This window comes from Streptomyces sp. R28 (assembly GCF_041052385.1).
In the GTDB taxonomy this organism is placed as follows: domain Bacteria; phylum Actinomycetota; class Actinomycetes; order Streptomycetales; family Streptomycetaceae; genus Streptomyces.
On the sequence record NZ_CP163439.1, the window covers coordinates 8,025,884 to 8,042,508 of the forward strand.

1 protein-coding gene is annotated in these 16,625 nt (G+C 72.6%); it reads left to right on the plus strand.

Annotated features, from left to right (window positions below; all coding sequences use genetic code 11):
• Positions 1 to 7 precede the first annotated feature (7 nt).
• Positions 8 to 16,618, plus strand: coding sequence for a type I polyketide synthase (locus AB5J49_RS35670; RefSeq protein ID WP_369172972.1), 16,611 nt, complete (start codon positions 8 to 10; stop codon positions 16,616 to 16,618).
• Positions 16,619 to 16,625 lie beyond the last annotated feature (7 nt).

Sequence of the window (16,625 nt, forward strand, 5' to 3'; positions counted from 1 at the left end):
AACGCGTGTGCAAACCAAGCTTTTCTCAAGGGGCGGTGCTGTTTCGATGGCGAGTGAAGAGAAACTCCTGGACCACCTGAAGTGGATGACCGCTGAGCTTCGCCAGACGAAGCAGCGGCTCCACGAGGTGGAGTCCGAGGAGCAGGAGCCGATTGCCATCGTCGGCATGAGCTGCCGCTTTCCCGGTGACGTCCGTTCGCCCGAGCAACTGTGGCGGCTGGTCGCCGACGGCGTCGACGCGATATCGGACTTCCCCGACGACCGCGGCTGGGACGTCGAGGGGCTCTACGACCCCGACCCGGACAACCCGGACACGTCCTATGCCAATCAGGGTGGGTTCCTCAGCTCCGTCGGGGACTTCGACGCCGAGTTCTTCGGGGTCTCGCCGCGTGAGGCACTGGCGATGGACCCACAACAGCGCCTCCTCCTCGAAACCTCCTGGGAGGCCTTCGAGCAGGCGGGCATCGACCCTGTCTCCCTGCACGGCAGCCGGACCGGGGTGTTCATCGGGTCCAACGCGCAGGACTACGCCTCGCTCCTGCACAACGACACGGCCGAGCTCGGCGGCTACCTGGCCATCGGCAGCGCCGCCAGCGTCATGTCGGGCCGCATCGCCTACACCCTCGGCTTCGAGGGCCCCGCCGCCACCGTGGACACCGCGTGCTCGTCGTCGCTGGTGGCACTCCACTGGGCCGCCCAGGCGCTGCGCCAGGGCGAATGCACCATGGCGCTCGCCGGCGGGGTGGCGGTCATGGCCACCCCGGGCGCGTTCCTGGAGTTCTCCCGGCAACGGGGCCTCGCCGAGGACGGCCGGTGCAAGGCGTTCGCCGAGGCGGCGGACGGCACCGGCTGGGGCGAGGGCGTCGGCATGCTCCTGGTGGAGCGCCTCTCGGACGCCCGCCGCAACGGCCACCGCGTACTCGGCGTCATCCGCGGATCGGCGATCAACCAGGACGGCGCGAGCAGCGGGCTCACCGTCCCGCACGGCCCCTCGCAGCAGCGCGTGATCCGGGACGCCCTCGCCAACGCGGGCCTCTCCGCCGCGCAGGTCGACGCCGTGGAGGCGCACGGCACCGGCACCAGGCTCGGCGACCCGATCGAGGCGGGGTCCCTGATCGCGACGTACGGCCAGGAGCGCCCCGAGGGGCGTCCGCTGTGGCTGGGCTCGCTGAAGTCGAACATCGGTCACACGGCGGGCGCCGCCGGTGTGGCGGGCGTCATCAAGATGGTCATGGCGATGCGCGAAGGCGTGCTCCCGCGCACCCTGCATGTGGACGAGCCGTCCTCGCACGTGGACTGGTCGGCCGGGGCCGTCGAGCTGCTCACGGAGCCGGTGGCGTGGCCGGAGACGGGCGAGCCGCGCCGCGCCGCCGTCTCCTCGTTCGGCATGAGCGGGACCAACGCGCACCTGATCCTGGAACAGGCGCCGGAGACCGAGCAGGCCACCGAGCCGGCGACGGTGTCCCTGCCGGTCGTGCCGTGGCTGCTCTCGGCCAAGTCACTGCCGGCCCTCGCCGCCCAGGCCGGGCGCCTGCTGGCGCACGCCGACGGCGCGGGCCTCGACGCCGTGGACATCGGCTACTCGCTGGCGCGGACCCGGACCGCGCTGGAGACCCGGGCCGTCCTCATCGGCAAGGACACGGAGACCCTGCTGCGTCGCGCCGCCGCGCTGGCGGAGGACCCCGGCACCGCCGACGCGATGGGCTCCACCACGGGCGAGGACGAGCCGGTGGCGCTGCTGTTCTCGGGGCAGGGGTCGCAGCGGGTCGGTATGGGGCGTGAACTCCACGCGGCCTTCCCGGTGTTCGCGGATGCGTTCGACGCGGTCTGCGCCGAGCTGGACCGTCACCTCGACCAGCCGCTGCGTGAGGTCGTCTTCGACGGCGGTGAGCTGTTGGACCAGACGCAGTTCACGCAGGCCGGGCTGTTCGCGCTTGAGGTGGCGCTGTTTGAGCTGGTGACGTCGTGGGGTGTGAAGCCCGACTTCTTGCTGGGCCACTCCATTGGTGAGTTGTCGGCTGCGTACGTGGCTGGGGTGCTGTCGCTGGAGGATGCGGCGGAGCTGGTGGCGGCGCGGGGTCGTCTGATGCAGGCGCTTCCGGCCGGTGGGGCGATGGTGTCGTTGCAGGCGGCGGAGGACGAGGTCGTCCCGTTGCTGGTCGAGGGTGTCTCGATCGCCGCGCTCAACGGGCCGCGCTCCACGGTGATTTCGGGTGATGAGGCGGAGGTCCTGCGGGTTGCCGCGCATTTTGAGGGTGAGGGTCGTAAGACCAAGCGCCTGCGGGTGAGTCATGCGTTCCACTCGCCGCGTATGGACGCGATGCTCGACGACTTCCGCGCGGTCGCTCAGGGGCTGACCTTCAACGCCCCGCAGCTGTCGATCGTCTCGGATGTGACGGGCGAGGTCCTGTCGGCGGAGGAGATCCAGGACCCGGAGTACTGGGTCCGCCACGTCCGTGAGGCCGTCCGTTTCCTGGACGGCATCCGCACCCTGGAAGCGGAAGGCGTGACCGCGTTCCTGGAGCTCGGTCCCGACGGAGTCCTCTCCGCGATGGCCCAGGACTGCGTGACGTCCGGCTCCGGCGCCGAGGAGCTCACCTTCGTACCCGCTCTGCGCAAGAACCGTCACGAGCCGGAGACCCTGCTCACCGCCCTCGCTGAACTCCACGTACACGGCAAGGAAGTTGACTGGTCCGCGTACTTCGCCGGTACCGACGCCCGCCGCGTCGACCTGCCCACCTACGCCTTCCAGCGTGAGCGCTTCTGGCCGAAGAGCGGCTGGGCCGCGCCCCGCGACGTGTCCGGGCTCGGGCTGCGCACGGGGGAGCATCCGCTGCTCGGTGCCGCGGTGGGGCTCGCGCACACCGACGAGTTCCTGTTCACCGGCTCCCTGTCCGTGCAGCGGCAGCCGTGGCTCGCCGATCACGCCGTCATGGGTGCGGTGCTGCTGCCCGGCACCGCCTTCGTCGACCTCGCGCTGCACGCGGGTGAGCACGTCGGCTGTGAAGTGGTGGAGGAGCTGACCCTGCAGGCGCCGTTGGCGCTCCCCGCTTCCGGCGGGGTCCAGGTGCAGGTGGTGGTGGGCGCTCCGGAGGAGGACGGCCGCCGGTCCATCGGCGTGCACTCCAGGGCCGACGGCGAGGACGAGAGCGACTGGACCCAGCACGCCACGGGTCTGCTCGCGCCGGCCGACGCGGCCGCGGAGGACGCCGCCGCGTCGCTCGTACGGGACACGCTGCGGGTATGGCCGCCACAGGATGCCGCCCCGATCGGTGTCGATGACGTGTACGGGCAGCTCTCCGTGCGGGGGTTCGGCTACGGCCCGGCCTTCCAGGGGCTGCGCCGGGCCTGGCGCAGGGGTGACGAGGTGCTCGCCGAGGTGGCGGTGGCCGACCTCGACGTGGCCGGCTTCGGCGTGCACCCTGCGCTACTCGACTCCGGGCTGCATGCACTCGCGGTGAGCGGCCTGCTCGGCGGCGCGGCGGAGCGGGGAGCGGCGGACCCCGACGGGCGTGGCTGGCTGCCGTTCTCCTGGGGCGGGGTCTGTCTGCGGGCCACCGGCGCCACCACGCTGCGGATGCGGATCAGCCCGGCGGGACGGGACGCGGTGTCGCTGCACCTGGCGGACGGCGCGGGACAACTCGTCGCGGCCGTCGAGTCGCTGGTGCTGCGCGAGGTGTCAGCCGAACAGTTCGGGACCCCTGCCACGGCCGCCCTGGACGGGCTGTTCCAGCTGGGCTGGACCGAGGTCGGCGAAGCCGCGCCGCGGTCGGAGCAGCCGTCGGAGCAGCCGTCGGGCGAAGTGCGGTGGGCCGTCGCGCTCGCGGCCGACGAGGACGGGCATCCCGCGGCCTTCGAGGCGTTCGACACCTTCGTGGACCTCGCCGCGCTGGGTGACGCCGTCGACGGCGGCGCCGATGTGCCCGACGTCGTCCTCGTGGACTTCACCCAACGCCCCTCAGGGGTGGACGACGCGACTGCCGCGCACCGGGCCGCCCACCGCGCCCTCGCCCTGGTGCAGCAGTGGCTCGCCGACCCGCGGTTCGACGCGGCCCGGCTGATGGTGCTGACCAGCGGTGCCGTCGGGCCCGACGGTGATGTGGCCGCGGGACCCGACCTGGCCGCCGCCCCAGTGTGGGGCCTGCTGCGTTCGGCCCAGTCGGAGAACCCGGACCGCTTCGTCCTGCTCGACGCCGACGAGCCGTACGCACTCGACGCCCCGGCCCTGCGGTCGGCCCTCTCCAGTGGTGAGCCTCAACTCGCCCTGCGGGGACGGACGTTGCACGCCCCCCGATTCGTGCGGGCAGGGCGTGACGGCATACTGCTGCCGCCCCCCGGTGTCCCGGCCTGGCGGCTCGACAGCGCGAACAAGGGCACCCTCGACGGCCTGGGCCTGCTGCCCCATCCGCAGGCACTCGACGGCCTGGAGAGCGGCCAGATACGCGTCGCCGTGCACGCCGCGGGGCTGAACTTCCGCGACGTACTGATCGCGCTCGACATGTACCCGGGGCGCGCCACGATGGGCATCGAGGGCGCGGGTGTCGTGGTCGAGGTCGGCCCCGACGTCACCGGGATCGCGCTCGGCGACCGCGTCATGGGCCTGCTCAGCGGAGGCTTCGGGCCGACCGCGGTGACCGACCACCGGATGGTCGCCAGGATCCCCGACGGCTGGTCGTTCACCCAGGCGGCCTCGGTCCCCATCGTGTTCCTCACCGCCTACTACGGCCTGGTCGACCTGGCCGCGCTGCGTCCCGGCGAGTCGGTGCTCGTGCACGCCGCCGCGGGCGGCGTGGGCATGGCGGCCGTCCAGCTGGCGCGGCACCTGGGCGCCGAGGTCTACGGCACGGCCTCCCAGGGCAAGTGGGACACCCTCAGGGAACTGGGGCTGAGTGACGAACGCATCGCGTCCTCGCGCACGCTGGAGTTCGAGGACCAGTTCCGGTCCGGTACCGAAGGGCACGGCGTCGACGTCGTCCTGGACTCCCTCGCCGGGCCCTTCGTGGACGCCTCGCTGCGCCTGCTGCCGCGCGGCGGCCGGTTCGTGGAGATGGGCAAGGCCGACGTCCGCGACCCGGAAGCGGTCGCCGCCGCACACCCCGGCGTCGCCTACCGGGCCTTCGACGTCATCGAGGCGGGGCCCGAACGGATCGGGGAGATGCTGGCCGAGGTGGTCGCGCTCTTCGAAAGCGGGGCGCTGCGCCCGCTGCCGGTGCGCGACTGGGACGTGCGCCGGGCACCGGAGGCCTTCCGGTTCCTCAGCCAGGCGCGCCACATCGGCAAGGTGGTCCTGACCGTCCCGCAGCCGCTCGACGGCACGGGGACCGTCCTGGTGACCGGCGGCACCGGAGCGCTCGGGGCCGTCCTCGCGCGGCACCTCGTCGTCGAGCACGGCGTCCGGCACCTGCTGCTGACCAGCCGGAACGGCGGCGCCGCGGCGGGCGCGCCGGAACTCGCCGCCGAACTCACCGGACTCGGCGCCGACGTCACCCTGGCGGCCTGCGACGCCGCCGACGCCGACGCGCTCGCCGAGCTGGTCGCCGGCATCCCCGCCGAGCACCCGCTGACCGGGGTGGTCCATGCCGCCGGAGTCCTCGACGACGGCGTCATCTCCTCGCTCACCGGCGACCGTCTGGAGGCGGTGCTACGGCCCAAGCTCGACGCGGCCTGGCACCTGCACCGGCTCACCCGCGGCCTCGACCTCCGCGTGTTCGCCCTCTTCTCCTCGACGTCCGGACTGCTCGGTGCGCCGGGACAGGGCAACTACGCGGCCGCGAACGCCTTCCTCGACTCCCTGGCCCAGGCCAGGCGGGCCCAGGGTCTCGCCGCGACCTCCCTGGCCTGGGGCCCGTGGGAACAGGCCGGCGGCATGATCGACCAGCTGCGCGGGACGAACCCGGGACGCACCCCGCGCGCCGGGCTGCTGCGCGCACTGTCGGCGGAGGAGGGCCTCGCGCTCTTCGACGCCGCCCTGGCCGTGGACGACGCGCTCCTCGTGCCCATGAAGCCGGACCTGGCCGCCCTGCGCGGCCGTAGCGCACGGCCCTCCCTCTTCGAGGGGCTCGCCGCAGCACGCGGGCAGGGCAGGCGGCGCGGCGCGGCCTCCGCGGGCCAGGCCGCGTCCACGCTCGTCCAGCGGCTGCGCGGACTCGACGAGGCCGAGCGGCGGCAGACGCTCGTGGAGCTGGTGAGCGGCCAGGCCGCCGCGGTCCTCGGGCACGCGTCGGCGGGCGCCGTGCGCCCGGACCGGGCCTTCAAGGACCTCGGATTCGACTCGCTCACGGCCGTCGAACTGCGCAACCGCCTGGGCGCGGCCACCGGCCTGCGGCTGCCCGCCTCACTGATCTTCGACTACCCGACACCGACCGTGATGGCCGCCCATCTGCACACCGAACTGGTCGAGGCGCCCGGCACGGACGGGACGCCGGCGACCGCGGTGCGCGCCGGCACGGCGGACAGCGACGACCCCATCGCCATCGTGGCGATGAGCTGCCGCTACCCCGGCGGCGTCAGCTCCCCGGAGGACCTGTGGCAGCTCGTCGCCGCGGGGACGGACGGCATAGCGGCCTTCCCCACGGACCGCGGCTGGCGGCTGCCGACCACGGCGGACGGCGGCGCCGACGGCCTCCCCCAGGAGGGCGGATTCGTCTACGACGCCGCGGAGTTCGACGCCGGCTTCTTCGGGATCTCGCCGCGTGAGGCGCTGGCGATGGACCCGCAGCAGCGCCTGCTCCTCGAAGCCTCCTGGGAGGTCTTCGAACGGGCGGGCATCGACCCCGCCACGGTGCGCGGCAGCCGGACCGGCGTCTTCACCGGCACCTCGTCCTCCGGGTACGCCACATCGCTCGCGCACCTGCCGGAAGGCGTCGCCGGGCACGTGCTGACCGGGACGGCGGGCAGCGTCGTGTCCGGGCGCGTCGCCTACACCTTCGGCCTGGAAGGGCCCGCGGTGTCGGTGGACACGGCTTGCTCCTCCTCGCTGGTGGCGCTGCACCTCGCGATCCAGGCGCTGCGGTCGGGCGAGTGCTCGATGGCGCTGGCCTCCGGCGCCATGATCATGGCCGATTCCGGAGTCTTCACGGAGTTCAGCGGGCACGGCGGCCTCGCCGTCAACGCCCGCTGCAAGGCATTCGCCGCGGGCGCCGACGGCACCGCCTGGTCCGAGGGCGTGGGCGTGCTCCTGGTGGAGCGGCTCTCGGACGCGCGCCGCAATGGTCACCAGGTTCTCGCGGTGGTCCGTGGTTCGGCGGTGAACCAGGACGGTGCGTCGAATGGTCTGACGGCGCCGAACGGCCCGTCGCAGCAGCGTGTCATCCGTCAGGCTCTGGCGAATGCGGGTCTGTCGGCGTCGCAGGTGGACGCGGTGGAGGCGCACGGTACGGGAACGCGTCTCGGTGACCCGATCGAGGCCCAGGCGCTCATCGCGACGTATGGCCAAGAGCGTCCGGAGGGCCGGCCGTTGCTGCTCGGCTCGCTGAAGTCCAACATCGGCCACGCACAGGCCGCTTCGGGCGTCGCCGGTGTCATCAAGATGGTCATGGCGATGCGCCACGGCGTGCTGCCGCGCACCCTCCATGTGGACGAGCCGACGCCCCAAGTCGACTGGTCCGCGGGGACGGTCGAGCTCCTGACCGAGCCGGCCGCCTGGCCGGAGACCGGCGAGCCGCGGCGGGCCGGAGTCTCCTCGTTCGGCATCAGCGGCACCAACGCCCACGTCATTGTGGAGCAGGCCCCGGAGCAGCCACCCGCGACGACCACACCCGGCGAAGTGGTCGTCACCCCCGCCGTCGCCCCCGTCGTGAGCGGGGACGTGCCCCTGGTGCTGTCCGCCAGGTCGCAGGACGCACTGCGGGCCCAGGCCGAGCGGTTGCGGGAACTCATCGACGGCACACAGGCACCCGAACCTGCCCTGATCGGCCGGGCGTTGGCGACGACCCGGGCGCGGTTCACCCATCGCGCGGCGGTCGTGGCACAGGACGCGGACGGCTTCCGCTCCGGCCTTGCGGCCCTCGCGGCGGGCGGCGCGGCCCCCAACCTGGTACGCGGCGCGGCGGACGGCCCCACGCGTCCGGTGTTCGTGTTCCCCGGCCAGGGCGCGCAGTGGACGGGCATGGCGGCCGGACTCCTGGAGTCCTCGCCGGTGTTCGCGGCGCGGATGGCGGAGTGCGCGGCGGCGTTGGAGCCGTTCACGGACTGGCGTCTGCTGGACGTCGTACGCGGCGGGGAGGACGCCCCGGACTACGACCGGGCCGACGTGGTTCAGCCGGTCCTGTGGGCGGTGATGGTCTCGCTCGCCGAGCTGTGGCGGGCGTGCGGCGTGCAGCCCGCGGCGGTCATCGGCCACTCCCAGGGCGAGATCGCGGCGGCCTGCGTCGCCGGCGGCCTGTCGCTGGAGGACGGCGCACGGATGGTGGCACTGCGCGGCCGGGCGCTGCTGGAACTCGCCGGCAAGGGCGGCATGGTGTTCGTGTCGCTGCCCCTGGACGAGGTGCGTGAACGCCTGACCGTCTGGGACGGCCGCATCTCGGTGGCCGCCGTCAACGGCCCGTCCTCGGTGGTCGTCTCCGGCGAGTCGGACGCGCTGGCCGAACTGGTCGAGTCCTGCAAGGCCGTCGGCGTACGCGCCAAGCACGTCGCCGTGGACTACGCCTCGCACTCGGCCCAGGTCGAGTCGATCGCGGACCAGGTGGCCGACGCGCTGAAGGGCGTCTCCCCGCGTTCGAGCACCGTGCCCTTCTTCTCCACGGTGACGGGCGGACTGCTGGACACGGCCGAGCTCAACGACGGCTACTGGTACCGCAACCTGCGCTCCACGGTCCAGTTCACATCGGCCGCGCACGCGGCACTCGACGCCGGACACACCGTCTTCGTCGAGGTGAGCCCGCACCCGGTGCTCAACCTGGGCCTGCAGGAGACCTTCGAGGCAGCCGGCCAGGACGACGCGGTGGCCCTGGGCACCCTGCGCCGCGACGAGGACGAGGCGCACCGTTTCATGACCTCGGCGGCCGAGGCTCACGTCCATGGCGTCGAGCTGGACTGGCAGGCCGTCTTCGCGGGGCAGCAGGACAGCCACGTGGACCTGCCCACCTACCCCTTCCAGCGTCGGCGCTACTGGCTCGCCCCGGCCGGCGGGGCGGGACTCGACGTCTCCTCGGCGGGCATGCGCCCGGCAGGCCACGCCCTGCTGTCCGGGGCGATGACCCTGGCGGACACCGACGGAGTGGTGCTGACCGGACGGCTGTCGGCCGACACACACCCCTGGCTCACCGACCACACCGTGCTCGACTCGGTCCTGCTGCCCGGTACGGCGTTCGTCGACCTCGCGCTGCACGCCGCCGACCAGATCGGCTGCGACCTGCTCGAAGAGCTCACGATCGAGGCGCCGTTGGTCCTGCCGGACGCCGGAGCCGTCGCGATCCAGGTGACCGCGACGCTTCCGGACCCCTCGGGCCGCAGCACGGTACACGTCCACTCCGCCCCCGCCGACACCCAGGAAGACGGCTGGACCCGCCACGCCACCGCAACGGTGACCCGGCAGAACCAGTCCACCGCCCCCGCCGCCGCGGAGACCCTCGCCCAGTGGCCGCCGACCGGGGCCCAGGCCATCGCGGTCGACACCCACTACGAGACCCTCGCCGAGACCGGCTACGCCTACGGCCCGCTCTTCCAGGGCCTGCGGTCGGCATGGCGGCACGGCGAGGACCTCTACGCCGAGGTCGCGCTGCCCGACGGCACCGACGTCGACGGGTTCGGCTTGCACCCCGCCCTGCTGGACGCCGCGCTGCACACGATCGGCCTGGGCGCGCAGGGCCGTACCGAAGACGAAGACGGCGCCGTCGAGCTGCCGTTCGCATGGTCCGGCGTCTCCCTGCACGCGGTCGGCGCCCGCGCCCTGCGCGTCCGGCTCCGCCGCCACGGGGCAGAGGTCTCCCTGCTGCTGGCCGATGGCACGGGCGCTGCGGTGGCGTCGGTGGAGTCGCTGGCGTTGCGTCCGGTGACTGCCGAGCAGTTGGGGGGTGCGGGTAGCGGTGGTGTGGCTCGGGACGCGTTGTTCCGGGTGGAGTGGTCGGCGCTGGCTGTGCCTGCGGATGCGGCTGAGGATGAGCCTGAGGTGCGGGTCGAGGATCTGAGTGCGGGTGTCGCGGGCGTCGCGGGTGATGTGGTTGCGCGGGCGCATGAAGTGGCTGTGCGGGCGTTGGAGTTGGTGCAGGGGTGGCTGGCGGATGAGTCGGCTGGTCAGGCGCGGTTGGTGGTGGTGACGCGGGGTGCGGTGGCCTGTGACGGGGCTGAGGTGCCGGATCCGGTGCAGGCGGTGGTGTGGGGTCTGCTGCGTTCGGCGCAGTCGGAGAACCCCGACCGTTTCGTCCTCGCCGACCTCGATGCGGATGAGGGTGAGGCGTCGCGGGCGGTGTTGTCCGCGGCGGTGGCGTCGGGTGAGCCGCAGTTGGCGGTCCGGCGTGGTGAGGTGTTCGTGCCGCGGCTGGCGCGGGTGGTTGTTTCCGCCGAGCGGCCGGTGGGCGATCTCGATGGTCAGGGCACGGTCCTGGTGACGGGTGCGAGTGGTGTTCTGGGTGGTTTGGTGGCCCGGCACCTGGTGGCCGAGCGGGGCGTGCGCCATCTGCTCCTGCTGTCCCGGCGCGGTGAACAGGCCCCAGGCAGCGCTGAGTTGGTGGCGGAGTTGGAGGAGCTGGGTGCCGGGGTGCGGGTGGCCGCGTGTGATGTGGCTGACCGTGACGCTCTGGCTGCGGTGCTGGAAGGCGTGCCCGCCGAGCATCCGCTGGTGGGTGTCGTACACACCGCCGGTGTCCTGGATGACGGCGTGCTGTCCTCGCTGACTCCGGAGCGTTTGGACGTGGTGTTGCGTCCGAAGGTGGATGCGGCCTGGCATCTGCACGAGTTGACGCGCGACTTGGATCTGTCGCTGTTCGTGTTGTTCTCGTCGGCGGCGGGTGTGTTCGGTGGTGCGGGTCAGGCGAACTATGCGGCGGGGAATGCGTTCCTGGACGCGTTGGCTGAGGTGCGGCGTGGTGCGGGGCTTGTGGGTCAGTCGTTGGCGTGGGGGTTGTGGGCGCAGGCGAGTGGGATGACGGGGCAGTTGGGTGAGGCTGATCTGCGGCGGTTGGCGCGGGGTGGTCTGGTGCCGTTGTCGTCGGGTCAGGGTCTTGGGTTGTTCGATGTGGCGGGGGGTGTGGAGGCGTCGGTGGTGGTGCCGGTCCGGGTGGACTTGGCGGCGTTGCGGGCGCGTCCGGAGTTGACGCCGTTGTTGTTGCGTGGGTTGGTGCGGGTGCCGAGTCGGCGGGTGGCGGAGTCGGGTGTGGATCAGTCCGCGTCCTTTGCCCGCACTCTCCTTGCACTCCCCGAAGCCGAACAGCGCCAACGCGTACTGAAGTTGGTACGTGACGAGGTCGCCCAAGCGCTGGGGCACACCTCCGGCGACGCGATCGCACCCCAGCACGCCTTCAACGACCTCGGGTTCGACTCGCTGACCGCGGTGGAGCTGCGCAACCGGCTCAGCATCGTCACCGGCCTACGACTGCCCGCGACGCTGGTCTTCGACTACCCCAGCTCGGCCGCGCTGGCCGACTTCATGCTGGCGGAGGCGCTCGGTACCCACCAGGGACGGGCCGAGGTACGGGGAACGGTCGCCGCGGCGCACGACGACCCGATCGCGATCGTCGGCATGAGCTGCCGCTACCCCGGCGGGGTCGCCGGCCCGGAGGACCTGTGGAAGCTGCTCTCCACCTCCGGGGACGCCATATCGGGTCTGCCGTCCGACCGCGGCTGGGATGTGGACCGGCTCTTCGACCCGGACCCCGACCGCCCCGGGACCTCATACACCCGCGAGGGCGGGTTCCTGCACGATGCCACGCACTTCGACGCCGCGTTCTTCGGGATCTCGCCGCGTGAGGCGCTGGCGATGGACCCGCAGCAGCGCCTGCTCCTCGAGGCGTCGTGGGAGGCGGTCGAGTCCGCGGGCATCGACCCGCTAGCCCTGCGGGGCAGCGACACGGGCGTGTTCGCCGGCCTCATGTACCACGACTACGCGGCGCACGCGAGCACGGTCGGAGAGGGCCTGGAGGGGTACCTCAGCACCGGCACCGCGGGCAGCGTGATGTCGGGACGTGTCTCGTACACGCTGGGCCTTGAGGGCCCGGCGATCACCGTCGACACGGCGTGCTCGTCGTCCCTGGTCGCGCTGCACTGGGCGATCCAGTCGCTGAGGTCGGGCGAGTGCTCGATGGCGCTGGCCGGCGGCGTTGCGGTGATGGCGACGCCCGGCACTTTCGTGGAGTTCTCCCGCCAGCGTGGCCTCGCCCCCGACGGTCGCTGCAAGTCCTTCGCGGCCGGGGCCGACGGCACCGGCTGGGGCGAGGGCGTCGGCATGCTCCTGGTGGAGCGCCTGTCCGACGCGCGCCGCAATGGTCACCGGGTCCTTGCGGTCGTGCGAGGTTCGGCGGTGAACCAGGATGGTGCGTCGAATGGTCTGACCGCTCCGAACGGTCCGTCTCAACAGCGTGTGATCCGGGCGGCGTTGGCCAACGCCGGACTCGACGCCATCGATGTCGACGTGGTCGAGGCGCATGGTACGGGAACGCGTCTCGGCGACCCGATCGAGGCCCAGGCGCTCATCGCGACGTACGGGCAGGAGCGTTCGGTGGACCGGCCGCTGTTGCTGGGTTCGATCAAGTCGAACATCGGTCACACGCAGGCGGCTGCCGGTGTGGCGGGTGTGATCAAGATGGTGCAGGCGATGCGGCACGGGATCGTGCCCGAGACGCTGCATGTGGATGAGCCGACGCCGCAGGTCGACTGGTCGGCCGGAGCGGTGGAGCTGGTCACCGGGCAGCGGGACTGGCCGGAGACGGGTGCGCCGCGGCGTGCGGGTGTCTCGTCGTTCGGCATCAGCGGCACGAACGCGCACGTGATCGTGGAGCAGGCGCCGGACGCGGAGCCTGTGGTGACGGAGTCCTTGGCCGAGTCCGCGCCGGTCGTGGGTGCGAGTGTGCCGCTGGTGCTGTCGGGGAAGTCGGAGGGGGCGCTGCGGGCTCAGGCGGAGCGGTTGCGGCTGGTCGTCGAGGGCGGCGGGCTGCCGGAACTGCCTGCTGTGGGGCGGGCGTTGGCGTTGGGTCGGTCGCGGTTCGAGCACCGTGCGGTGGTGCTGGCGGGTGGGCTGGAGGAGCTGCGGTCGGGTCTGGAGACGGTCGCGCTGGGCGGCGGTTCGGCCGCCGGTGTGGTGCGCGGTGTCGTGGGTTCCTCGGCCCGTCCGGTGTTCGTGTTTCCCGGTCAGGGTGCGCAGTGGACGGGCATGGCGGCGGGGCTTCTGGAGTCCTCGCCGGTGTTCGCGGCGCGGATGGCGGAGTGTGGGGCGGCGTTGGAGCCGTTCACGGACTGGCGCCTGCTGGACGTCGTACGGCAGGAGGCGGGTGCACCGGGCTTTGAGCGGGTGGATGTGGTGCAGCCGGTTCTGTGGGCGGTGATGGTGTCGCTGGCGGAGCTGTGGCGGGCGTGTGGTGTGGAGCCGGCTGCGGTGATCGGCCATTCCCAGGGGGAGATCGCGGCGGCGGTCGTCGCGGGTGGTCTGTCGCTGGAGGACGGTGCGCGGGTGGTGGCGCTGAGGTCACGTGCCCTGCTGGCTCTTTCGGGTGGCGGTGGGATGGTCTCGGTGTCGTTGCCGGTGGTGGAGGTGCGTGAGCGCCTGACGGCCTGGGAGGGTCGTATCTCGGTGGCGGCGGTGAATGGTCCTTCCTCGGTGGTGGTCTCTGGTGAGCCGCAGGCGTTGGAGGAGTTGGTGGCCTCCTGCGTCGAGCGGGGTGTTCGGGCGAAGAAGATTGCCGTGGATTATGCCTCGCATTCGGCTCAAGTCGAGCTGATCGAGGCCGAGTTGGCTGAGCTTTTGGCGGAGGTGGCGCCGGTCTCGGGCCGGGTGCCGTTCTACTCCACGCTGACGGGGGCCTTGCTGGACGATACGGTCGGTCTGGACGGCGGGTACTGGTATCGCAACCTGCGTTCCACGGTGGAGTTCGAGGAAGCGGTGCGTGCGGCGGCCGGTGACGGCCTGGCTGTGTTCATTGAGGTGAGTCCGCACCCGGTGCTCAACCTCGGCCTGCAGGAGACCTTCGAGGCGGCGGGCACTGACGCGGTGGCCCTGGGCACTCTGCGCCGTGACGAGGACGAGGCCCGCCGCTTCATGACCTCCCTGGCCGAGGCTCACGTCCACGGCGTGGAGCTGGACTGGCAGGCCCTCTTCGCCGGGCAGCAGGCCACCCACGTGGACCTGCCCACCTACCCCTTCCAACACGAGCGCTACTGGCCCGAGGCCACGGGCACCCCCGCACCCGAGCAGAGCGCGATGTCTCCGGACGAGGTGGAGTTCTGGCAGGCAGTCGAGAGCGAGGACCTGGACGCCCTGATGGGCACCCTGGACAAGGCCGAGGCGGAGCCGTTGCGCGCCGTGCTGCCGGCCCTCGCCTCCTGGCGGCGCAACAGCCGCGACAGCTCCACCGTCGACGCCTGGCGCTACCGCGTCGACTGGAAGCCCCTGTCGAAGGCCAAGCCCGCCGAACTGTCCGGCACATGGATCGTCCTGGTCCCCGAGGTGCTGCGGGACGACGTCTCGGTCTCCGCCTGCGGCCGCGCCCTGGCCGGGCACGGCGCCCACGTGGTGACCTTGGTGGTGTCCTCCGCCGACGCCGAACGCAAGGCGCTCTCCGGGCTTCTCGGTGAACTCCTGGAGGAGATCGGCACGCAGAACGGCGCGGAGATCGGCGCGGAGAACGGCAAGGTGGATCCGTCCGGCATCGGCGGCGTGCTGTCGTTCCTCGGTGCGGACGAGGCACCCGACCCCGTGCACGCCGCGGTTCCCACCGGTGTGACGTCGACACTCGCGCTGGTACAGGCCCTCGACGACGTGGAGCTTCAGGCGCCCTTGTGGTGCGCCACCATGGGCGCGGTCCAGGTCGGTGCCGCGGACCGCACGGTGAGCGTGGCGCAGGCCCAGGTATGGGGCGTGGGTAGGGTCGTCTGCCTGGAGCGGCCCGGCAACTGGGGCGGTCTCGTCGACCTGCCCGCCGACGGGGTCGACTCCAGGATCGCCGACAGCCTGTGCGCAATCCTGGCGGGGCGGACGGCCGAGGCATCCGGACCGGGCGCCGGTGACGCCGGTGGCGCGGGCGAGGACCAGATCGCGGTGCGTTCGGCCGGTGCGTTCGGCCGCCGCCTCGTGCGCGCGCCGCTGAACGGAGCGCCCGCCGTGCACCCGTGGCAGCCCGAGGGCACCGTACTGATCACCGGCGGCACCGGCGCTCTGGGCGGCCACGTCGCGCGTTGGCTGGCGGGACGGGGAGCGCAACGGCTCGTCCTGACCAGCCGCAGGGGCACCGCGGCTCCCGGAGCGGCCGAGCTGGAGGCGGAGCTCACCGGGCTCGGCGCCCAGGTGACCGTGGAGGCCTGCGACGTCGCCGACCGCGACCAAGTGGCCGCGCTGATCGAGCGGTTGAGTGCCGAGGGCGACCCGGTGCGCGCGGTCGTGCACACGGCGGGCGTCAGCGACAGCGCCGCCCTGTCCGACACCGAACCTGCCGCGTTCGCCGACGTCCTGGCGGGCAAGACGGCGGGCGCCGCCCACCTCGACGAGCTGCTGGGCGGGACGGTGGACGCCTTCGTGGTGTTCTCCTCCATCGCCGGAGTGTGGGGCAGCGCCCGGCAGGCCGGGTACGCGGCGGCGAACGCGGCCCTGGACGCGCTCGCCCTGCGCCGCCGGGCCCGCGGCTGGGCCGCCACATCCGTGGCGTGGGGCCAGTGGGCCGACGGCGGCATGGCCGCAGGCGACACCGGCGAACAGTTGACCCGTCTGGGCCTGGCGCCGATGGCGCCCGCCCTCGCGATCACCGCGCTGCAGCAGGCCATCGAGCACGACGAGACGCCGGTGGTCGCGGTGGACGTGGACTGGCCGCGGTTCGCCACGGCCTTCACGACGCTGCGGCCGAGCCCGCTGATCGGCGACCTGCCCGAGGTGCGGGCGGCGCTCGCGGCCGAAGAGGACACGGCGGACGGCACGTCCGCGTCCACCGGCGCCGACCGCGCCGAGACGCTGCGGCAGAACCTCCTCGAACTGTCCGGGCTCGAGCAGGAGCACCTGCTCCTGGAACTCGTGCAGGAACGGGCGGCCACCGTGCTGCGGCTCGCCGCACCCACCGACGTACGGTCCGACCGGGCGTTCCGCACCCTCGGATTCGACTCCCTGACCGCGGTGGAGCTGCGTAACCAACTGAGGGAGGCGACGGGCCTGCGGCTGCCGGCCGCGCTGGTCTTCGACCACCCGACGCCCACGGCGCTCGTCACGTACCTGCGGAGCAAGCTGCTCCCCGAGGGGGACGGGGCCTCCACCGAGGGCGGCCCCGGCAGCCAGGACGACGTGGACGAGGCCGCTGTCCGTGACGCACTGGCGACAGTGCCGCTTGACCAACTCAGGGCCGCCGGAGTGCTGGACACCCTGCTGAAGCTCGCGGACCGGCGCGGTGGGGCGCATGCCTCTCCGCCCGCGGGCGACGAGACCGAGTCGATCGACGAGATGGACGCCGAGAGCCTGATCAAGATGGCGTTGGGCGACGGCGAATCCTGATGACGCG